Annotated in this window: 18 protein-coding genes, 1 rRNA gene and 1 other annotated feature; of the genes, 16 read left to right on the top strand and 3 right to left on the bottom strand. The window is 47.4% G+C overall.

Going from position 1 to position 22,340, the window contains the following annotated elements:
• A 5S ribosomal RNA gene (gene rrf, locus FGB90_RS19040) occupies window positions 1-98 on the top strand; the annotation flags it as partial.
• A 792-nt stretch (window positions 99-890) separates the two neighbouring features.
• Window positions 891-2,072 (top strand): methionine gamma-lyase, encoded by a 1,182-nt coding sequence (gene megL / locus FGB90_RS19045; RefSeq protein WP_138812449.1) that lies wholly within the window; start codon window positions 891-893, stop codon window positions 2,070-2,072.
• A gap of 130 nt (window positions 2,073-2,202) precedes the next feature.
• Here the strand turns inward: megL and FGB90_RS19050 are convergent, their stop codons facing one another.
• Window positions 2,203-3,132 carry a YaaC family protein gene (locus FGB90_RS19050; RefSeq protein ID WP_138812450.1) on the bottom strand — a complete coding sequence of 310 codons (930 nt, stop codon included), beginning with the start codon at window positions 3,130-3,132 and terminating at the stop codon, window positions 2,203-2,205.
• 150 nt (window positions 3,133-3,282) lie between these two features.
• Here FGB90_RS19050 and guaB point away from each other — a divergent pair, with 150 nt between their 5' ends.
• Window positions 3,283-4,740 (top strand): IMP dehydrogenase, encoded by a 1,458-nt coding sequence (guaB, locus tag FGB90_RS19055; protein ID WP_138812451.1) that lies wholly within the window; start codon window positions 3,283-3,285, stop codon window positions 4,738-4,740.
• Window positions 4,741-4,923: 183 nt separating this feature from the next.
• Window positions 4,924-6,336: a D-alanyl-D-alanine carboxypeptidase family protein gene (locus FGB90_RS19060; RefSeq protein WP_138812452.1), complete on the top strand. Its 1,413-nt coding sequence runs from the start codon at window positions 4,924-4,926 to the stop codon at window positions 6,334-6,336.
• Between the two features lie 74 nt (window positions 6,337-6,410).
• On the opposite strand, the gene FGB90_RS19065 is transcribed toward FGB90_RS19060, so the two are convergent.
• The gene (locus FGB90_RS19065; protein ID WP_246056277.1) at window positions 6,411-6,743 is read right to left on the bottom strand and encodes a hypothetical protein; all 333 of its coding nucleotides are present in this window, start codon (window positions 6,741-6,743) and stop codon (window positions 6,411-6,413) included.
• A 352-nt stretch (window positions 6,744-7,095) separates the two neighbouring features.
• Here FGB90_RS19065 and pdxS point away from each other — a divergent pair, with 352 nt between their 5' ends.
• From pdxS to opp4A, 11 genes are all read left to right on the top strand, one after another.
• Entirely contained in the window at window positions 7,096-7,980 is an 885-nt protein-coding gene (gene pdxS, locus FGB90_RS19070) for a pyridoxal 5'-phosphate synthase lyase subunit PdxS (protein ID WP_138812453.1), read from the top strand.
• Between the two features lie 63 nt (window positions 7,981-8,043).
• A complete protein-coding gene (pdxT, locus tag FGB90_RS19075; protein WP_138812454.1) occupies window positions 8,044-8,625 on the top strand; it encodes a pyridoxal 5'-phosphate synthase glutaminase subunit PdxT in 582 nt (193 codons plus the stop codon).
• 44 nt (window positions 8,626-8,669) lie between these two features.
• Window positions 8,670-8,890, top strand: a binding site (T-box leader).
• 151 nt (window positions 8,891-9,041) lie between these two features.
• Window positions 9,042-10,319, top strand: coding sequence for a serine--tRNA ligase (serS, locus tag FGB90_RS19080; protein WP_138812455.1), 1,278 nt, complete (start codon window positions 9,042-9,044; stop codon window positions 10,317-10,319).
• 655 nt (window positions 10,320-10,974) lie between these two features.
• Entirely contained in the window at window positions 10,975-11,961 is a 987-nt protein-coding gene (locus FGB90_RS19085; protein ID WP_138812473.1) for an ABC transporter ATP-binding protein, read from the top strand.
• Window positions 11,924-12,910: an ABC transporter ATP-binding protein gene (locus FGB90_RS19090; RefSeq protein WP_138812456.1), complete on the top strand. Its 987-nt coding sequence runs from the start codon at window positions 11,924-11,926 to the stop codon at window positions 12,908-12,910. The genes FGB90_RS19085 and FGB90_RS19090 overlap by 38 nt, the downstream gene beginning before the upstream one ends.
• 98 nt (window positions 12,911-13,008) lie before the next feature.
• Window positions 13,009-14,847 (top strand): peptide-binding protein, encoded by a 1,839-nt coding sequence (locus tag FGB90_RS19095; protein ID WP_138812457.1) that lies wholly within the window; start codon window positions 13,009-13,011, stop codon window positions 14,845-14,847.
• 77 nt (window positions 14,848-14,924) lie between these two features.
• Window positions 14,925-15,890 (top strand): ABC transporter permease, encoded by a 966-nt coding sequence (locus tag FGB90_RS19100; RefSeq protein ID WP_138812458.1) that lies wholly within the window; start codon window positions 14,925-14,927, stop codon window positions 15,888-15,890.
• Between the two features lie 12 nt (window positions 15,891-15,902).
• Entirely contained in the window at window positions 15,903-16,820 is a 918-nt protein-coding gene (gene opp4C / locus FGB90_RS19105) for an oligopeptide ABC transporter permease (RefSeq protein WP_138812459.1), read from the top strand.
• Window positions 16,821-17,453: 633 nt separating this feature from the next.
• Window positions 17,454-18,467 carry an ABC transporter ATP-binding protein gene (locus FGB90_RS19110; protein WP_138812460.1) on the top strand — a complete coding sequence of 338 codons (1,014 nt, stop codon included), beginning with the start codon at window positions 17,454-17,456 and terminating at the stop codon, window positions 18,465-18,467.
• Entirely contained in the window at window positions 18,464-19,447 is a 984-nt protein-coding gene (locus tag FGB90_RS19115; protein WP_138812461.1) for an ABC transporter ATP-binding protein, read from the top strand. Before FGB90_RS19110 ends, FGB90_RS19115 begins: the two co-directional genes overlap by 4 nt.
• Before the next feature lie 46 nt (window positions 19,448-19,493).
• Window positions 19,494-21,275 carry an oligopeptide ABC transporter substrate-binding protein gene (gene opp4A, locus FGB90_RS19120; RefSeq protein ID WP_138812462.1) on the top strand — a complete coding sequence of 594 codons (1,782 nt, stop codon included), beginning with the start codon at window positions 19,494-19,496 and terminating at the stop codon, window positions 21,273-21,275.
• Window positions 21,276-21,281: 6 nt separating this feature from the next.
• On the opposite strand, the gene FGB90_RS19795 is transcribed toward opp4A, so the two are convergent.
• Window positions 21,282-21,428 (bottom strand): hypothetical protein, encoded by a 147-nt coding sequence (locus FGB90_RS19795; RefSeq protein ID WP_171051918.1) that lies wholly within the window; start codon window positions 21,426-21,428, stop codon window positions 21,282-21,284.
• Here FGB90_RS19795 and opp4B point away from each other — a divergent pair.
• The gene (gene opp4B / locus FGB90_RS19125) at window positions 21,367-22,332 is read left to right on the top strand and encodes an oligopeptide ABC transporter permease (protein WP_138812463.1); all 966 of its coding nucleotides are present in this window, start codon (window positions 21,367-21,369) and stop codon (window positions 22,330-22,332) included. The genes FGB90_RS19795 and opp4B overlap by 62 nt on opposite strands.
• The last annotated feature ends 8 nt before the right edge of the window (window positions 22,333-22,340 follow it).

Here is a 22,340-nt window from a genome sequence, read left to right on the forward strand (position 1 = left end):
AGGTCACACCCGTTCCCATGCCGAACACGGAAGTTAAGCTCTCCAGCGCCGATGGTAGTTGGGGGCTCTCCCCCTGTGAGAGTAGGACGCCGCTGGGCAGAAGAGACTCACTCGCATATGCGGGTGGGTCTTTTTTTGCGTCTGGCGGTCTGTGCAGGAGAGGAGAAGGAGGGCGTGGGGGAGTGAGCAGCGTCGGATTTTGTCGCTTCGCCGATATCGGCCCCTTGACCGTCGATTTCCCGGGATTTTCTGTCGATACCGTGGACTGAGGTAAGATTGATATCACAGTCGCTAAAGCTGATTTTCTTTCCAGAAGATAAGGTCGTTATCCTATCCATGAAAGCGAGCCGCTCTCGAAAACCATAAAATACATAAACACTCGGATTCCAAAGACTATACAGCCTGCTGCCGATTGCCCCACCCTCCCGTCTCAAATAATGTCCTGTAGCCGAAAAGCATGAATTAATCCGGAAGGATCCTATATTTTAATGGGCCTTTTTAATACTCCGGCGCTCTCCCTGCTGCCCTGATCCACGCTCAGAGACCTGACACCGCCCTTATGCACAGCACCAAAGGACTGACAGGGACGAAGAAACAAACAAACAGAGAAAAACCACAACTTTTATCAGATTAACTGTCCAATGAGATTTTTGTATAATTACATTAAGCAAGACCACTTAGTATTCCCCCATAAGATAAAGTAAAGCGCCCGGCAGTGTTTCAGTGAACACGTCCGGGCGTTTTTACGCTGTGTAAAAAAAGCCCGTTTCTTTATCGGTATGCAGTGATGCTGTATCAGCGCTGTGTCTTTATTCAATCGTATTTCAAGTACACAAAAGGTTGCGTATAATTGGAGATGGAAAGAAAGAGATAAAAAGGGGCTGGTACGGGTGAAGGGGAAACGTAGTCTTGAAACAAGATTAATTCATGGAACATATGACAGGGAGAGGCATCACGGGAGTCTGACACCGCCAATTTATCAGACATCCACGTTCAGCTTTGCATCAGCCGAACAGGGAGAAGCTCGTTTTGCCGGAGATGAAAGCGGTTACATTTACTCCAGGCTGGGAAACCCGACAGTGGACATACTTGAGAAAGCTATCGCCGATCTCGAAAACGCCGAGGCAGGTGCAGCTTTCAGTTCGGGGATGGCGGCCGTATCTTCAGTTTTACTTGCCCTTGTGCGTTCGGGAGACCATATTCTTGTTTCCGAGGGTGTATACGGTTGTACGTACGGCTTTCTTGAGATGGCTCGGGACAGGTACAATATTGATTACGATCTGATTGATATGAGTGATGAGGAAACTGTCCGCAAAGGAATAAGGGAAAATACGAAAGCAGTATACGTTGAAACACCGATCAATCCGACAATGAAACTGATTGATTTGGACATGGTCATTCGTGTTGCAAAAGAAAAAGGAGTGACTGTGGTTGTCGACAATACTTTCTGCTCTCCTTATCTTCAGCAGCCTCTGGACCTTGGCGCTGATGTGGTAATACACAGTGCAACCAAATATATCTGCGGTCACGGTGATGTAATTGCAGGGCTGGCTGCAGGGAAGGCCGAATTTATACAGGAAATGAAGATGACTACGCTGAAAGATATGGGAGGGGTGATGGCCCCTTTTGATGCATGGCTTCTTCTTCGGGGGCTCAAAACACTGTCGGTAAGAATGGACCGGCACTGCAGGAATGCCGAATTCCTTTTTCATAAGCTGAAAGAGCACCCGGAGGTGAGCAGTGTTGTTTATCCCGGTGACCCTTCATCGAGCCAGTACGAACTTGCCTCCAGACAGATGCGCCAGCCTGGCGGTCTGATTACTTTTGAAGTCAGGGGAGGCAAAGAAGAAGCCCAGAAGGTACTGAACAGGCTCAAAATGGCTCAGGTGGCTGTAAGCCTTGGAGATGCAGAGACGCTGATACAGCATCCTGCATCCATGACACATGCGGTAGTACCTAAGGAAAAAAGGATGACAATGGGAATAACAGAAGGGATGCTTCGCCTGTCTGCCGGACTTGAGAATCCACAGGATATTTGGGAAGATCTTGCGCAGGCCCTGAAACAGCAGTAAACCGGATAAAATACACTCTACAAACCGGAAGAAAGTGACACCTTTTTTCCGGTTTTTATGCTGCAGAAGGAATGCTCCTGGCAGTGTACAGGCAGCCGCTTGCGGAAATAAGCGGCTCCAGTACCCCGGCTCAGGACGTGAGCACCTGTTCAATAAGACACGGAAGCTTTGTAACAGAAGTACTTAAAAAGGCATCAATACACGGATAATCATGCCCGGGGAAGGTGTGGAGCAGCTCGCACCACCATTCCGTTTCATAGCGGCAAACCATGCTGAGGTTATAAAGAATCAGATAATGGCACAGAAGTTCAGGCAAAGGCTGATAATCTGTACGGAGAGTGGGGAGATACAATTGACCCTGCCTGTCCTCCACAGTAAAAAACGGGTGCTGATCAAGGCGGGTCTGGGAGGTAATCTCTACACCTCTGTCATCGGTACTCACAGTGGCGGAAATTCCAAATGATTTAAGCCAGGCCTGTAAACGGTATTTATCCATATCGAGGGTCCCCAGCAGTCTGCTGTCTATAAGAGCTTTGGGGCCTGACAGGGTAAGGGGCAGAACTGACGGGGAACCGAACAGACGTTCAATAACCGGTGAAAGTTCGGGAACTCTCCGAAACAGGCTTTTCATCGTATACTTTTCCCCGGTTAATTGTTTCACATGAAACAGTTTCTCCGAAAAAAAGGGGAAAAGACCTTCCTTTTGAACTTTTACCTCATCCTCCCAGAAGGCGTAACCCTGCTTTTTCCGTTTCCTCGCGGTTACCCCATGGGCCAGTACCTGGGTCGTTCCCGGGTAATCCGGATCTATTGTAAGAAGGCAGGCTTTCATCCACTGTACGCAGCCGTAAAATAAAAGAACAGGCCGAGTTGCCAATGGTGCAGCCTCGGCCTGCTCCACGTATTGTTTTCCCATTTCAAGATAATATAAAAAAGAGTATCCGTTTCGATACGCCAGTGACTGGGCATTACCTGAGTGGAGGCGTTCGTACTTCCCGACGAGAAAATCCTTCACGAAGTCGATGGACTGAAAAGGGATGAAAAACGAGTCGGTTTTCACTGCAGTTAACCTCCTTCATGGAAAATTGATGAAGCCCTGGGCTGACACGTTTTGTAACTTCTGGTACCAGCTTAAATTTTCTTGACAGTAGTGTACCCAGTTGATAAGCTACTAATAATATTTTGGGAAAATAATAAGGAGGAACTGTCCATGTGGGAGGAAAAGTTTGGTAAAGAGGGGTTGACTTTTGATGATGTGCTGCTGATGCCTGCACACTCCGAAGTGCTTCCAAGAGATGTTTCGGTTAAAACAAAGCTGTCCGATAAACTGGAACTCAACGTTCCAATTATCAGTGCAGGAATGGATACAGTAACAGAAGCAAAAATGGCAATTGCCATGGCACGTGAAGGCGGCCTTGGAATCATTCATAAGAACATGTCTATAGAAGAACAGGCTGAACAGGTTGACCGGGTAAAACGCTCCGAAAGCGGAGTAATTACGAACCCGTTTCACCTGTCAGCAGATCATCAGGTCTTCGATGCCGAACATCTGATGTCCAAGTACCGTATCTCGGGTGTGCCGATTGCTGACGAAGACCAGAAACTTGTCGGAATACTGACAAACCGGGATTTGCGCTTCATTGATGATTATTCAATCAGAATTAGTGAAGTAATGACAAAGGATGATCTTGTGACTGCACCGGTAGGTACGACACTGGATGAGGCGCAGAAGATCCTCCAGAAGTATAAAATTGAGAAACTCCCTCTTGTTGACGATGACGGTACCCTTAAAGGACTTATTACAATTAAGGATATTGAAAAAGCAATCGAATTCCCAAACTCTGCTAAAGATGCTGCAGGCCGACTCGTTGTGGGAGCTGCAGTCGGTGTTGGCGGAGACTCGGATATGCGTACAGAAGCCCTTGTTGAAGCGGGTATCGATGTGCTTGTCATTGACACGGCTCATGGACACTCCAAAGGGGTGCTTGATAAAGTAAGCGAAGTCCGTGCAAAGTACCCTGATCTTGATATTATTGCCGGAAATGTGGCAACTGCAGAGGCGACAAGAGATCTTATTGAAGCCGGAGCCACGATTGTAAAAGTGGGAATCGGACCAGGATCCATCTGTACGACTCGTGTCGTGGCCGGAATCGGTGTACCGCAGATTACGGCAGTATTCGACTGTGCCACTGAAGCCAGAAAACACGGTGCAGCCATTATTGCAGACGGAGGCATTAAATACTCCGGCGACATTGTAAAAGCACTTGCGGCCGGCGGGCACGCGGTAATGCTGGGAAGTCTTCTTGCAGGTGTGACGGAGAGCCCGGGCGAACGTGAGATATTCCAGGGCCGCCAGTTCAAGGTATACCGTGGAATGGGGTCTCTCGGTGCCATGGAAAAAGGAAGTAAGGACCGCTACTTCCAGGAAGGCGAGCAGAAGCTTGTGCCTGAAGGTATTGAAGGCAGAACGCCGTACAAAGGGCCGCTTAAAGACACCGTTCATCAGCTTGTAGGCGGGATCAATGCAGGTATGGGATACTGCGGCACGGCGTCACTGAATGACCTTCATCAAAACGGACGCTTTATCCGCATTACTAATGCAGGACTGAAGGAAAGCCACCCTCACGACGTCCAGATTACAAAAGAAGCACCGAACTATTCTCTCTAAGTGATCAATTAGGTATAAAGTATCGGATAGATAGGGGACTCCCCTATCTATTTTTTTTATCCTGGCTGTGGTAAAATGACGTTTGGTATATAATGCGGCTTTTGGCGGAAGCCGGCTGGTTCCATAAAAAGGACATGCCGGTACGCGTAATATAGATAGTTTGCTTCAAGGAGAGGAAGAGAAATGGGGAAGTTTAAGTTAAGAACAGCTGCTTTGTCGCTTATGTCATTTATGATTGTTGTGTCAGGGGTCTTTTCGATGGGAACGCCGGCTCAGGCAGGCTATTCAACGGATGTGGAAAACGTACTGCTCGTTGATGGGGACACGGGAAAACTTTTGTACGCAAGTGATATTGATGAAGTACTGCCACCGGCCAGTATGACGAAAATGATGAGTGAATACTTAATTCTTGAAGCGGTAAATAACGGAGAAATTTCATGGGATCAGGAAGTACCGATCAGTGATTTTCTTCATGAGCTTTCCGGAAACGGAAGCCTTTCAAACGTTCCGCTGACCACTACAGGATCTTATACAGTTGAGGAACTGTATGAATCAGTTGCAATATATTCTGCTAACGCTTCTACGATGGCACTGGCGGAGCTTATCGCCGGATCCGAGGGCGAATTTGTACGGATGATGAATGAAAAGGGAAAAGAGATCGGTATGGGGGAAGTGCTCCGTGAAGCAGGTGAGGAATACAGCATCACTGATCTGCAGGAGCTTGCTGATCGTGGAATCGGTGACTTCCAGTTTGTCAATTCAACCGGTCTTCCTAACAGTCTTCTGAATGGTCAGCATCCGGAAGGAACGGAAGCAGACGATGATAACTACATGTCAGCAAGAGCGACAGCTACACTCGCTTATCACTTAATTAATGATTATCCTGAAGTGCTGGAAACAGCCCAGGTTCCTTTCAAAACGTTTCAGCCGGAAGGTGCATCAACAAACATGCAGAACTGGAACTGGATGCTGCCGGGTACCCAGTATGAGATTGTCGACTATGAATATGTGGATGGACTTAAAACCGGTTTTACCAATGCTGCAGGATATACATTTACGGGTACAGCTGAAAAAGACGGTCAGCGTCTCATCTCGGTAATTATGGGGGCAGATTCGGAGCTTCACAGGTTTGAGGAAACACAGCGGATCATGGAGTGGGGTTTCAATAATTTCTCATCAAGCGAAGTATTCCCGGAAGGTCTGACCCTTGAAGGGAACGAGACGATTCCGGTAACGCAGGGCGAGGAAAGCGAAGTAGCGGTTTCCACCGCTGAAGCTGTCAATCTTGTTGTCCGAAACGGTCAAGAGGACAGCTATACGTACGAAGTGGAGTGGGACGAGTCCCTTCTCGATGATGAGGGCCGGCTCATTGCCCCTGTTGAAGCAGGCAATGCTGTAGGAACAATGTATGTGCTGTCTGAGGGTGAGGACGCTGGATACCTTCAGGGAGAAGGAGAAGAATATACACAGGTTCCTGTCATTGCGAATGAAAGCGTGGAACGGGCCGGGTGGTTTACACTCATGTTCAGAAATATCGGCGGCTTTTTCTCAGGCGTCTGGACTTCTGTTTCTGATACTGTAACCGGATGGCTGTAAACGCCTTTCTATGAAACAGGAAAAAACCGGGAGACCGACGTCTCCCGGTTTTTTTTTCTTTAAAATGGTGCTGTTTACTGCTGCCCCGACTGCTCCCCGAGGTTTCCGATACTGCCGATAATACCGCTGAGAACCTGCAGCAGACGCTGGACGTCCGCTTCGGAAAGAGGGGTATCACCAAGACCGGACAGCCTGATACATGGAAGCTCAAGGCGAAGATGAATTCCCAGAAGAACGATATCGACTGGACAGGGGATCGCTACACATAATATCTCGTCACCGTTGCAGCATCCATCCGGACAGCCGATTTCATCACTGCCGTTGTCGTTCTCTCCATTACCGTTTTCTTCCTTCCGTACACCTGTTTCATCGTCCATACTGTAAAAAATCTGATTTTCCTCTATCATTCTTTCTCACTCCACTTTCTTATTGTTTTATAGAGGCGCCTCTATAAAAATAATCTATTCTATTTCTCCGGTATTGAATGGACAAACCATCTGATAGAATAGCGGATTCAGAGAGGTTTAATAGAAATTGGTTCTAATTTCACAGTCGTAACATCACGCCAGGGACAGACTGCATGTGCTGTAAGACGGGTATGATATTTCTGTATGAAAGCTGCCGGAAAAGGCAATGCATTTAAGATAAAACTGTTTTTAAAGTATTTACTCGATATTGGTACAGGTTATCCGTTATAATGGATAAGGATAATCAGAATCCGACAATTCAGGCTTAAATGATAAAGGGGGATCTTTCACCATGAAACAAACTGGAACTGACCGTGTAAAAAGAGGAATGGCTGAAATGCAGAAGGGCGGCGTCATTATGGACGTTGTTAATGCCGAGCAGGCAAAAATTGCAGAAGAAGCCGGTGCTGTAGCGGTTATGGCACTTGAACGTGTACCTGCGGACATCCGTGCTGCCGGCGGCGTAGCCCGTATGGCAGACCCGACGATTGTTGAGGAAGTAACCAATGCCGTCAGCATTCCTGTAATGGCAAAGGCGCGGATCGGCCATATTGTGGAAGCACGTGTTCTTGAAGCACTTGGTGTAGACTACATTGACGAAAGTGAAGTACTGACTCCTGCTGACGAAGTGTACCATCTGAACAAGCGTGACTACACTGTTCCGTTTGTCTGTGGTGCGAGAGACCTCGGGGAAGCTTCCCGCCGAATCGGGGAAGGTGCTTCCATGATTCGTACAAAAGGTGAGCCGGGAACCGGAAATATTGTTGAAGCTGTACGTCATATGCGCATGATGCAGTCCCAGATTAAAAAAGTTGCAGGCATGAGTGAAGATGAACTTATGACAGAAGCGAAAAACCTGGGAGCTCCATATGATGTTCTCCTTGAGATTAAGCGTTCTGGAAAGCTGCCGGTTGTAAACTTTGCAGCAGGGGGAGTTGCAACACCTGCAGACGCTGCACTGATGATGCAGCTTGGGGCAGATGGCGTTTTTGTCGGATCCGGTATCTTCAAGTCCGACAACCCGGAGAAATTTGCACGTGCGGTCGTTGAAGCAACAACGCACTACGAGGACTACCAGCTGATTGCCGACCTTTCCAAAGGACTTGGTACAGCGATGAAGGGAATTGAAATCTCCACACTGGAGAAAGCTGACCGTATGCAGGAGCGCGGCTGGTAAGCCAATCTGCCTGCCGGTTCCGGCATTTCCCGGATGGATTTTTTACAGTAAAGGAGAGTCATCATGATTAACATTGGTGTACTGGCGCTTCAGGGTGCCGTCCGTGAGCATGCGGAGGCTCTGCAGGCAGCTGATGTCAACGTGATTGCTGTTAAGCGTCCCGAACAGCTCGACGGCCTTCATGGACTGGTTTTTCCAGGCGGTGAAAGTACGACTATGCGCCGCCTGATCGATAAATACGGTTTTTTTGAGCCGCTGAAAAAGTTTTCCGAACAGGGTAACCCCATGTTCGGGACTTGTGCCGGCGCCATTTTAATGGCGAAGGAAATTGTAGGTCAGGAGCCGCATCTCGGTGTAATGGATATGACGGTACAGCGAAATGCTTTTGGCCGCCAGCGTGAGAGCTTTGAGGCTCCGCTGAAGGTACAGGGGATCGGCGAGGATGTGCACGGTGTATTTATTCGTGCGCCGATCATTGTCAGCACCGGGCCGTCTGCCGAAGTGATTTCCGAGTACGACGGAGAAATCGTAGCTGCCAGACAGGGGAATTTTCTGGCATGTTCCTATCACCCGGAACTGACGGATGACCACCGGATGCATCAGTATTTTGTCGAGATGATCAGAAAAAACCGGCTCGCTGCTTGATTAGATTTCAGCACATCGGTTATGATAGTGATATTAAATAGTGTTAACAGACTGAGACGGGAACCAGTAGCGTCCAGGCTTCGCCCAGAGAGTCGGTGGCAGGTGTGAACCGATCGTAGCCTTACGTGAATCCATCCCTGAGTTAAACGGCTGAACAATTGAGTAGGCTGTTTCGGTTTCACCGTCCGTTACCGGTGATGAGCGGAAAAGAATTGCAGCTTCTTTTCAATCAGGGTGGCAACGCGGGTAAACTCTCGTCCCTTTTAACAGGGGACGGGAGTTTTTTGTGTTTTATGTATGGTTACCGTCCAGTCTGCATTTATCCCGATCCCGTGGTGACGTGCAGAGCGAAAATCAACAACGTACTTTAACAGAGTTACAAAAAAAGTAAATATACAAAGAAAGGTGGAACCATCATGCTTGATGTAAAAATGCTGCGTAAGGATTTTGAAGGAATCAGAGAAAAGCTCTCAAAACGAAACGAGGATATCAGTGCCCTCGACAAATTTGAAGAGCTGGATGTAACGAGACGCGAGCTCATTCAGAAAACAGAAGAACTGAAAGCAAGAAGAAACACAGTCTCCCAGGAGATTTCCCAGCTTAAAAGAGAGAAAAAAGACGCAGACAGCCTGATTAAGGAAATGAAAGAAGTGTCGGCTACTGTCAAGGAACTGGACGAAAAACTCCGCACAGTGGACGAGGAACTCGACACACTTCTTCTTAACCTTCCTAACATTCCCCATGACAGTGTACCTGTCGGGGCAGATGAAGAAGATAATCAGGAAGCGCGTAAGTGGGGACAGGTGCGGGACTTTGGATTTGAACCGAAACCTCACTGGGACCTTGCAACAGAGCTTGGTATTCTCGACTTTGAGCGGGCATCCAAGGTCACAGGGAGCCGTTTCGTCTTTTATAAAGGTGCAGGTGCAAGACTGGAACGGGCACTGATCAACTTCATGATGGATCTCCACGAGGATGAGCACGGCTACACAGAAGTGATGCCGCCATATATGGTAAACCGTGACAGCATGACAGGGACAGGCCAGCTGCCAAAATTTGAGGAGGATGCCTTTAAAATCAGGGAAGAAGATTACTTTCTCATTCCAACAGCTGAAGTTCCGGTTACAAACATGCACCGCGATGAAATTCTGAGTGAAAACGATCTTCCGGCAGCCTATACAGCATACAGTGCATGTTTCCGCTCAGAAGCAGGTTCTGCAGGACGGGATACCCGTGGCCTGATTCGCCAGCATCAGTTCAACAAGGTGGAACTTGTCCGTTTTGTTAAGCCTGAGGAATCCTATGAACAGCTGGAACTGCTCACCTCTCATGCAGAAAAAGTACTGCAGCTTCTCGAACTTCCATACCGTGTCATGGATATGTGTACCGGGGATCTCGGCTTTACTGCTGCGAAAAAATATGACATCGAAGTATGGATTCCCAGCTATGGGACGTACCGTGAAATTTCCAGCTGCAGTAACTTTGAAGCCTTCCAGGCCCGGCGTGCGAACATTCGATATCGTCCGGAGGAAAAAGGAAAAACCGATTTTGTTCACACTCTAAACGGTTCGGGGCTAGCAGTCGGAAGAACGGTAGCTGCCATACTCGAGAACTACCAGCAGGAAGATGGCACTGTCAGAGTGCCGGAAGTTCTGCGTCCGTATATGGGCGGGAAAGAAGTCATAGGCGGCTAGGCCTGTCATATCTTAAAAGAAGCTGATCTGAATGAACGTATTCAGGTCAGCTTCTTTTTTTATTTTCCAGTTAACTATTGAATGAATTCCAATTTGACGGAAAGCTTTGCTTTACTGCTAAAGTAAATTATCACTCTGATGAACTAAAGAAAAAATGGTTCTAAAGCCGTTTTTTTTAGTGACGGACGATATGTTCTTCAGTAACAGGAAGTAACATACTACATGTTGAAATAAAGAAATTACTATATTCCGCGAAAGATAATTCCTCGCACGAGATTTAATATATATACTCCCATTTGAATAAATAACACCAGACACTATAGAAAAACCACTATTTATTATAAATATACAACATGAATGATATAATATTTATTCTTTAACTTTCGTATTCCTAAATATCTAAAGATAAAAAATTTTCAAAAAACTATATACTTACTGCAGGGCATATGATACATTAATGTCATTAAAAAGAGACTTATGTAATACATAGTTTCGGGGGATGCTGAGAGGTTTACAGTTTATACTTTCAAAAGTATAAAGTTGCGCCATTATCTCAGTATATCAAGATTCGGTTTACCGGAATGAAGATGGGGTGAGGGTTTTGCAGAGAAGTGAGCATCTGCTGGAAGTAAAGGATCTGAAAACATACTTCCACATGGAAGGCGGAAGAACAGCAAAGGCAGTTGATGGAGTCAGTTTTCATATTGACCGTGGGGAGACACTGGCACTGGTTGGGGAATCAGGGAGTGGAAAAAGTATAACGTCATTATCAGTCATGAGACTGATCCCGCAGCCTCCGGGGGATATAGTGGACGGCTCAATCAAACTGGACGGTAAAGAGCTTCTGACGCTTTCTGACAGAGAGATGAGGAAAGTGCGGGGCAATGACATCGGTATGATTTTCCAGGAACCGATGACATCCCTGAATCCGGTATTTACGATAGGAAATCAAATTGCAGAGACCCTGATTAAACATAAAAAGATGACCAAAAAGCAGGCATATGCCAAAGCAGTGGAACTGCTGCGGGTTGTTGGATTCGCCAGGGCAGAGGAAATCATACATGAATATCCACATCAGCTGTCGGGAGGAATGCGTCAGCGGGCGATGATCGCCATCGCAATGTCTTGTGATCCAAAGCTCCTGATTGCCGATGAGCCGACAACAGCACTTGATGTAACAATCCAGGCTCAGATTCTTGATCTGATGGTGGAAATGAAAGAGAAGTTTGATTCTTCCATTCTCCTCATTACACACGATCTGGGGGTAGTGGCGGAAGTGGCTGACCGGGTGATGGTTATGTACGGCGGCCAGATTGTGGAGGAAGCAAAAGCGGAGGAGCTTTTTACAAATCCAAAGCACCCGTATACAACCGGTCTTATGGGAAGTATCCCGAACATAGACGGGGAGGTTGAGAGGCTGGAGTCGATTCCGGGCACCGTACCGCCTGCCCACCGCTTTCCTGAAGGGTGCCGGTTTGCCCCGCGCTGTAAACATGTGATGGAACAGTGCACACAGTCAAATCCGGAACTCTCTGAAGTGAATCGTAAACATAAAGTACGCTGTTATCTCTACGAGCCGGCCGGTGGAGAAGGAGGACATCAGAATGGAACAGACGAAAGAAAAACTGTTAGAAGTACGTAATCTTAAAAAATACTTTCCTGTAAAAGGGGGCATTCTCCAGCGCACCATCGGTCATGTAAAGGCCGTGGATGATGTCTCAATCGATATTTATAAAGGTGAAACGCTCGGTATTGTAGGTGAATCAGGGTCGGGTAAATCGACACTGGGAAGAACCATTCTAAGGCTGCTCGATCCTACGGACGGAAATGTCATTTTTGAAGGGAACGATATTTCCTCAATACGGCAGGGCAAAATGCGCCAATACCGTCAGGACATGCAGATGGTGTTTCAGGATCCCTTTGCTTCACTTAACCCGCGAATGAGTGTCGGCGAGATTATAGAAGAACCAATGCTTGTCCAGCGCACAATGGGCCGGAAGGAAAGAAAGGAAAAAGTCGTTGACCTTCTGCGTAAGGTTGGTCTTCCCCCTGAAGCGAGGGAAAAATACCCCCATGAATTTTCCGGGGGGCAGCGTCAGAGAATCGGGATCGCCCGGGCACTGAGTATGAACCCGAAATTTGTCATCGGTGATGAGCCTGTATCCGCTCTCGATGTATCGGTTCAGTCCCAGGTTCTCAACCTGATGGAGGATCTTCAGGATGAGTTCGATCTTACTTACCTGTTTATTGCCCATGATCTCAGTGTGGTTAAACATATTTCTGACAGAGTTGGTGTCATGTACCTTGGGCGGATGGCGGAAATCGGTCCGAAAGAGAGGATCTACAACAACCCGCTTCATCCTTACACAAAGGCACTGCTTTCTTCGGTGCCGGTGCCTGATGTAAAAAGGCGCAGGGAAAAAATTAAACTTAAGGGCGAACTTCCCAGCCCTTCGAATCCTCCTACAGGATGTACATTCCATACGAGGTGTCCCGAGGCCCATGCCCGGTGCAAAACCGAGCGGCCTGAACTCGTTCATCAGGGCGATGGGCAGTACGTGGCATGTCATCTGTATACAGGCGGAGCGTAACAAAGGCATACATTTAAGGGGGTGAGGCAGGAGCAAGAGGGGTTGAATGCACGTCATATTATCTGATTTATCCAAAAAATAAGGGGGTAGTAAGTTTCATGAAGATGAGTAAATTCTGGCTGCTGCTGATTTTATCACTGAGTTTTGTTCTGGTCCTCGCCGCGTGTGGAAACGATGAGGAAGCTTCCGGCGAAGAAGATGATACAGCAGACGAAGCCGACGACAATGACACTGATGATGACGCTGGTGAAGATGGAACAGAGGAAGATGATGCTGAAGGAGATGAAGGTGAAGGAGAAGCCCAGAGCGGCGGAACCCTCACAGCAGGTATGTACTCTGCACCTGGTCACCAGTTCAACCCGCTTTTCTACTCTGATGCGTATGAAGCAAATATTCTGAGCTTTACGCACGAGTCTCTTGTCCAGCTTGATGAAAACCTTGAGTACGAGCCGGCTCTTGCAGAGAGCTGGGAGATTAATGACGATTTTACAACGATCACATACACGCTGAATGAAGGGGTTCAATGGCACGACGGCGAACCGCTCACAGCTGAAGATGTGTACTTTACTTACGCAACGATTGCAGACCCTGAGTATGTTGCAGCAGGTGGAGTACGTACAAACTACGTAGTGAACCTTTCCGGCTATGAAGAGTACAACAGTGGCGAAACCGATACATTTGAAGGTGTCGAAGTCATCGATGACCGTACGGTAGCGTTCCACTACGATGAGCCGAACATTAAGATTCTTTTTGACACAAGCTTTATTATCGTACCTGCCCATCCGTTTGAAGGAATGGCAATTTCCGATATTCCTGATGCAAGTGCCTCCCGTGATGCAGGAGAAGTCGTGGGAAGCGGTCCGTTTGTTCTTTCCGAGTTCATCGAAGGTGAGCAGTATGCTCTAACTGCCTTTGCAGACTACTGGGGTGGAGAGCCTTACCTTGATGGTATTACATGGCGCGTAATCCAGCAGTCCGTTATGCCTGGTCTCCTTGAAAGCGGAGAGCTCGACATGATTGCCGAGCCAAACGGTGTACCGGCTTCTGATTTCGATCGTGTTGATGGTCTTGACAACGTAACGACTTACATGACGCAGGATTTCGGTTATCAGTACATGGGAATCAAACATCACCACCGTACAACTGATGACGTTGAAGCTGGTGCGATTACCCCTGATAACTGGGTTGAAAACGAAAAAGTTTCTGACGTGCGTGTCCGCCAGGCTCTTGCCAGTGCGATCAACCGTCAGGGTATTGTAGACGGCCTTCTCTACGGAATGGGATCTGTTATGGAAGCACCATTCCCTGAAGCTTCATGGGCCTACGACGCTGACGCTGTTAATGAATATCCATACGATCCGGACCGTGCCAACGAGCTTCTTGATGAGGCAGGTTACGTTGACGTAACAGGAGACGGTTTCCGTGAAGATCCGGACGGTAACGAATGGACACTGAACCTTGACTATCCGACAGGAAACGAAGTGCGCGAGCGTACAGCTCCAATCATTCAGGAGGAGCTTGGGGCAGTAGGCATCCGCGTAGATCTTCGCCAGCCTCGTGAAGCAGGCCCTCACTTTGACATGGTGGAAGCGGATAACACAGACTGGGATCTTTACCTTGCCGGGTGGAGCCTTGCAGTAGGTGATCCGGACCCTGCCGGAATCTGGCAGTCCACAGCGGCGTATAACTATACTCGCTGGAACGATGAAACTAGTGATGAGCTGATCCAGAAAGCGGTAACTCCGCCGGATGCATTTGAAGTTGAATACCGTGCAGAAGTCTACAACGAGTGGGCAGCTCACGTATCAGAACAGGTACCGATGGTATTCCTTTACTCTTCTGACAACATCTATGCCTATAACTCTGATCTTCAGAACGTAAAAGAACTGCCAGCAGGAATCTACCAGGATTCCCACCTCTGGTATCTAGCACAATAATTGTAGAAGTGTCGAGGTAAACGAGTGTGCGGCCCTCGGCCGCACACTTGCTTTTTACCTGGCGGGAGGAGTTCAGTATGCACAGATATATCATTCGTCGAACGCTTCAGTTCATACCAATGCTGTTTCTTGTAACGGTTGTTGTCTTTGCACTGGCCAAAGCCGCTCCCGGCGATGTGCTGTCAGGGGAGATGCTCGATCCGAATATTCCTCACGAAGTACTTGAGGAAAGAAGAGAGGCACTGGGCTTAAATGACCCGCTTCCGGTACAGTACTGGAGCTGGCTCACATCAGTCGCACAGGGTGATTTTGGAAATTCAATGCAGTATACAGGACGATCGGTAATGGACCTGATTCAGTCCAGAATTATGAATACCTTTTACCTGTCATTGTTTGCTCTTGGTGTAACTCTGGCAATTGCCATACCAATTGGAATTTATTCAGCAACTCGAAAGTATTCCCTATTTGATTATGGAGCTACGACCTTTGCCTTTTTAGGTCTGGCCACCCCGAACTTCTTTGCCGCTCTCCTTGCCATCTGGCTGCTAAGCTTTCAGTTTGGCTGGTTTCCGGCACAGGGATCAACTTCAGCCATTGGTCTGACCGGGTTTGAACTGTTTATAGACAAGCTCAGACACCTCGTCTTACCTGGTTTTACATTAGGTCTGGCCAGTACCGCCATGTATATGAGGTATATGCGCACCGAGATTCTAGAAATCAAAGGTAGTGACTTCATCCGTACGGCACAGGCTAAAGGGCTGTCAAACAACTCTGTGCTGTACAAGCATACGCTGCGTAATGCCCTGATTCCGATAATTACCCTCCTGGGAGTGGAGTTCGGTCTTCTTCTCAGCGGTGCAGTAATTACAGAGAATGTTTTCAACTATCCCGGTCTTGGAACGCTGTTCCTGAACTCAATTCAGAACCGAGATTATCCGGTCATTATGGCCATCAACCTGATCCTTGCAGTATCAATTCTAGTCGGGAATCTATTAGCTGATATTTTCTATGCAGTTGTGGATCCGCGTATCCGTTATGATTGAGGTGAGAGCTGAATGGAAACACAAGTGAACCAGAAGGTGGACACATCTGTGCCATCCGCAAAAGAAGAGGTGGAAAAGAGCTTAAGTCCTTTTCAGCTGGCGATGCGGCGGTTCCTGCGAAACAAACTGGCGATAGTGGGCCTGATCGTACTCAGTTTCTTTGTACTCGTAGCAATCTTTGCGGATCTTATTGCTCCGCACAGCCCGACCGCACATAATTTATATAATATTGACGCTAAAGCATCATCGGAACACTGGCTCGGAACAGACAGTTCGGGGCGGGATAATTTTTCAAGACTTGTCCATGGAGCGAGAATTTCCCTTACAATCGGTTTCTTCGCCATGTTCTTCACCGTTGCTCTTGGTGTTCTTCTAGGGTCCCTGGCAGGCTATTACGGCAAGTGGGTTGACGGTCTTATCATGCGGGCTACCGATTTAATGATGATCCTTCCATTCCTGCTTCTGATCCTGACAATCGTGGCTATTCTTGAATCTGTGACGATCACGCTGTTTATCACGATCATTGCCCTGACGGCATGGCCAAACCTTACGAGGATCATAAGAGCCACGTTCCTGTCACTCAGGGAAAAGGAATATGTACTGGGGGCAAGGTCCATCGGTGCATCAGATTTCCGGATTATCTTTAAGCACTTCCTCCCGAACGCTGTCGGTCCGATCATTGTTAATGCCACTCTCATGATGGCGACAATGATTATTCTCGAATCTGCTCTCAGCTTTATCGGATTTGGGATCCCACAGCCAACACCTACCTGGGGTAACATGATTACCGAGGCGAACAGTCTCCGGATCCTTGAAAACCACTGGGAAACATGGGTTCCACCCGGTATTGCCATCCTGATGACAGTACTGGCGATTAATTTCATCGGTGATGGTCTGAGGGATGCATTTGATCCCAAGAGTAATCAGTAAATATATTAATAGGAAGAAACAAAGCTCTCCCTGACTTTAGGGGAGAGCTTCTTTTTATTTATTTAAATAATTTGTAGAAAATAAAAATATTTTGTAGGGAATTAGTACGGTTTTTCATATTAATTAAACAAAATTGTAAAAAAATTTTAAAATATCCATGCATATTACAAGGGAACGGTGTATAATGTTCCGTGAAATGTCTAAAAAGGTCATGTTTTAATTCATTCAGATTTCCTAACTGATCCATCTGCCGCAGTTATAATTGTGAGAAAAATCAGGAAAAAAGTTTTGGGGAAGTGGGGTGCCGATAGTCCCGGGAAGTGGTTAATCAGAACAGCTGTCAGTAAAAACAGCTTGATAAAACGGGACGAAAAATGATATATCAGTATATTACTACGCACCAGGTAACAAGAATTCTACTATAGTAATTTATCCACTTAAAGTGGTACATATTTCATCACTCTTTTATGCAGGATAATTTGTCAGATAATTAAAACTATTATTCTTTGAAAGTGCATTGTTAGGGAATTGAAAATGAAATAAAACGTTGACAATAGACCGAAAGTTATAATACTATTTCTAGTAACACGATTATTTATTATTTTCAGAAAATATTGAAGGGTATGATATCCTATGAGCAGTCAAAATGCGCTTTTAGAGATAGACAACTTGCATACAGGGTTTAATATCGACGGAGATTTCCATCATGCCATTAAAGGCGTCTCCTTTGATGTAAAACCGAAGGAAGTTGTATGTGTGGTAGGAGAATCAGGCTGCGGGAAGAGTGTAATGTCGCTGTCCATTATGCAGCTGCTGCCAAAACATAACGGGAAAATCGATAAAGGGGAAATCCGATTTAACGGGAAAAACCTTGCCGAGTATTCCGAGAAGGAAATGAACAATATCAGAGGTAAAGATATAAGTATGATATTCCAGGAGCCTATGACAGCTCTGAACCCGGTCCTTACGATCGGTTTCCAGCTGGATGAAGTGCTGCTGAATCATTCGAAGGACTCAAAAGAGTCGGTGCGAAAGAAAAGTATTCAGCTGCTGAAGGACGTTGGGATTTCCAGGTCGGATCAGATTGTACATGAGTACCCGCACCAGCTTTCAGGCGGGATGAGACAGCGGGTTATGATTGCGATGGCCATTGCCTGCGAACCGCAGCTTCTGATTGCAGACGAGCCTACAACGGCGCTGGACGTTACGGTTCAGGCACAGATTCTCGAACTGATCAAAAAGATCCAGGATGAAAGAGGAACCGCAGTTATGCTCATTACGCACGATCTCGGCGTTGTAGCGGAAATGGCAGATCGCGTCGTTGTCATGTATGCAGGCCAGGTTGTGGAGCAGTCGGATGTGGATCGTATTTTCCACGACCCTCAGCACCCTTACACGAAGGCCCTTCTCGGTTCTATTCCCAAGATGGAAGAGGAAGTTGATGAACTGAACACGATCCGGGGTATTGTCCCGACGCTTACAAAGATGCCGAAGCAGGGATGCCGGTTTGTGGATCGCTGTCCGGCGGCCATGCCGGAGTGCAGGCAGATTGACCCTCAGCTCGGGGAAACGGATAAAGGACATACTGTCCGCTGTCTTCTATATGAGGAGAGCAGACCAGGTGAAAAAGCGGAGGTGCGATCATGACGCAAAAGCAGAAGTCAGAACATTTGCTCCGTATTGAAGAGTTGAAAAAATACTATCCGGTAAGAGGCGGCTTTTTCCGCCGGAAGATCGGGGATGTAAAAGCAGTTGACAATATCTCATTTGAGCTCAAGCGCGGGGAAACATTCGGACTTGTAGGTGAATCCGGCTGCGGTAAATCAACAGCGGGAAGAACCATTACCCGGCTGTTTAAACCGACAAGCGGAAAAATCTTTTTTGAAGGTGAAGATATCACCAACATATACGGATCGAAACTCCGGAATATGAGAAAAGACATTCAAATGGTATTCCAGGATCCCTACGCCTCACTGAATCCGAAAATGATGGTGGGAAGTATTGTATCGGAACCGATCATTAACTACCGGAGAGTGTCTGAAAAGAAGGTTCGCGAGGAAGTGATGGATCTTCTTACGAAAGTGGGGCTTCCCGAAGATGCCTACTTTAAATATCCGCACGAATTTTCGGGCGGTCAGCGGCAGCGGATCGGCATTGCCCGGGCCCTGGCTCTGAAACCAAAACTCATCGTTGCGGACGAGCCTGTATCAGCACTGGATGTATCGGTACAGTCACAGGTACTGAATCTTCTGAAGAGTCTGCAGAAAGAGTTTAACCTGACACTTCTGTTTATTGCCCACGATTTAAGCGTTGTAAAACATATGAGTGACCGGATAGGTGTTATGTATCTCGGAAACCTGGTTGAGGTGGCAGATGCCCACGATCTCTACCGTGATCCGAAGCATCCATACACAAGAGCTCTGATCAGTGCGATCCCGATGCCTGATCCTAGAAATAAAAGTGACCGGATTATTCTGAAAGGGGATGTGCCGAGCCCGCAGAACCCGCCGGTCGGCTGTCCATTCCACCCTCGCTGTCCCGAAGCGATGCCTCAGTGCAGTGAGCAAAAACCTCAGTTGAAGGAGGTGAATCGGGAGCACAGAGTTTCGTGCTTACTTTACGATTAACCTACTTTAGCTTGTATTAAACATTTATTAAGGGGGATTTACCAGCATGAAGAAATCACTGTTACTTCTGCTAGCGATGCTTCTTTCAGTATCGATCCTTGTTGTTGCCTGCGGCGGCGACGGAGACGAGCCGGCTGACACAGACCCGGATACTGATGAAGACGCTGACGGTGCCGATGAAGATACGGATGCCGATGAAGCAGATGAAGAAGATGAAGTGTCACAGGAAGATGCGCCACAGGGTGGTACGGTAACTTATGGTTTCACGCAGCCATTCGCCGGTGTGTTTGATATTGCCCACTACGGCGGTCAGGATGACTCTATTGCTCTTAACATCATGACTGAAGGACTTGTGGGAACAGACGATGAGCTTCTCCCGGAGCCGAACCTGGCTACATGGGAAGAAGATGGAACGACAATTACTTTTAACATTGAAGAAGGGGTTTACTGGCATAATGGGGAAGAGCTGACTGCCCACGATATGGCTTATACGTGGCAGGTAATTGCTCACCCTGATTACACTGGTACCCGTCAGTCCAACGTTGCAATGATCGTTGGTGCTGAGGAAGTTATGAATCTTGAAGACTACGATGCAGAACCAACTCATGAGCTTGAAGGTGTAAACGTGATTGACGATTACACACTTGAAGTTGAAGTAACAAGCGTTGCACCAAACACGCTTCTTAACCTTTGGACAAATCCAATCCCAAGCGCCCATTACGAAGGTATTGCTGTAGCGGATCTGGAAGAGTCTGACGAAGTTCGCCGTAACCCGGTTGGTCTTGGACCATTCCAGGTAACGAACATCGTACCTGGTGAGCAGGTGGAGTTTGAAGCTTACGAAGATTACTGGCAGGGTGCTCCAAACCTTGACGGTGTTGTTTACCGCATTATCGACGGCGAAATGGCCGGCGAACTGGTTCAGCAGGGCGAAGTGGACATCATTGATGTACCGCCATCACAGGCTGTTGATCTTGAAGGTGCAGACGGAATTACCCTTGAAGAAATTGAAGCTCTTTCCTACAGCTACATCGGGTTTAAACTCGGTCACTGGGATGGAGAACAGAACGTAATGGACAATCCGAAATTTGAAGATGTACGTGTCCGCCAGGCGTTCGCTCATGCGATCGACCGCCAGGGAATCATCGACGCATTCAGTGAAGGTTACGGAACAGTAATCAACGCACCTGAATCTGTTGTTTCCTGGGCTTTTCCTGACGAGTCTACGCTTAACCAGTACGAGTACGATACGGACCGTGCTAATGAGCTTCTTGACGAAGCCGGTTTTGAAGATGTAACAGGAGACGGTTTCCGTGAGAACGCTGACGGTGAAGAGTTTACTGTTAACTTTATGGCGATGAGTGGGTCTGATATTTCTGAGCCACGTGCAACGTATATTGTGCAGAACCTTCAGGAAGTAGGCATTAATGCCGGTCTTCAGGATGGTCAGCTGTTTGAATTCAACCTTTTCTATGACCTTGTAGAAGAAGACGATGCAGACATCGACCTCTTCATGGGTGCATGGGGACTTGCTGCAGATCCGGATCCAACTGGTCTGTGGAGAACAGACGACTTCTGGAACTTCCCTCGCTGGGTTAACGAAGAGTCTGAAGAGCTTATTGAGCGCGGACTAAGTGAGGAAGCAATGGATATCGATTACCGTGCGGAAGTTTATCAGGAATGGCACCAGCTTGTAAACGAAGAGCTGCCGCTAATCCCGCTTAACTCCCCGGTTGATGTATATGCAATCAATTCTGAAGTTGGCGGTGTAACAGTAGGTGTACGTGACGCTACTGATGATGCACACCTCTGGTACCGCGAACAATAATTAACGTTACAACGTGACATTTGATGATTCAGCGGGCTGCGTCCCGTTGACCGGAGATGTTTCCATGTAATGAAAGCAAGGAGAAATGATCATGTTACTGTACACATTAAGACGAATACTCATCATGATTCCGATCTTGATCATGATCTCCATTGTGGTTTTCTCCCTGGCATTAGCTATGCCGGGGGATGCCCTTTCCGGGCAGATTGACCCTGCAAATACAGACCCTCAATATGTAGAGCAGATGCGGGAACAGCTTGGGCTCAATGATCCTGTGCATGTACAGTATGCACGCTGGGCCACAGGTGTTCTTCAATGGGATTTTGGTCGTTCGTTCAACCACAGGATGCCGGTTACAGAGCTGATAGGTGAGAGATTGCCTAACACCATACTGTTATCCGTAATGTCGTTAATGATCACCTATGTCCTTGCCTTCTTCATGGGTCGTTACGCTGGTCGTCATCCATACACACCTGGAGATTATGGAATACAGGGACTTAACTATCTGATGTTAGCCATCCCAAGCTTTGTTGCTGCCATTTTTGCAATTTTTATCTTCTCATTCCAGTTTGGATGGTTCCCTTCAACGGGAAGTGTCGGCTCTGGACTCGAAGCAGGAACGTGGGACTGGTGGGTAAGTAAGATTCACCATACAGCTTTGCCTGCACTTGTCTTAGGTGGGTTAACAACAGCTAGTTATACGCAGTTTTTACGTAATGATATTATCGAAAATGCACAGAAAGATTACGTGCGTACAGCACGTGCCAAAGGAACACCTGAGGGAACCATCTATAATAAGCATATTCTCCGCAACTCTGTCATTCCGATCATTACGCTGTTCGGGTTTGACATTGCAAGCATTATCGGAGGAGCCGTCATCATTGAAACAGTATTTACGTACCGGGGAATTGGAGAGCTTCTAATCAGTTCGATTACTAATCGCGACTATTCAGTCGTAACTGCCATTACACTCATGCTCTCGGTTGCAACACTGGTTGGTAACCTTATCGCCGACCTCATCTATGGTGTTGTAGATCCGCGGATCAGAGTGGAATAGGGGTGAGA

Source organism: Alteribacter natronophilus (assembly GCF_006007885.1).
Lineage (GTDB): Bacteria > Bacillota > Bacilli > Bacillales > Salisediminibacteriaceae > Alteribacter > Alteribacter natronophilus.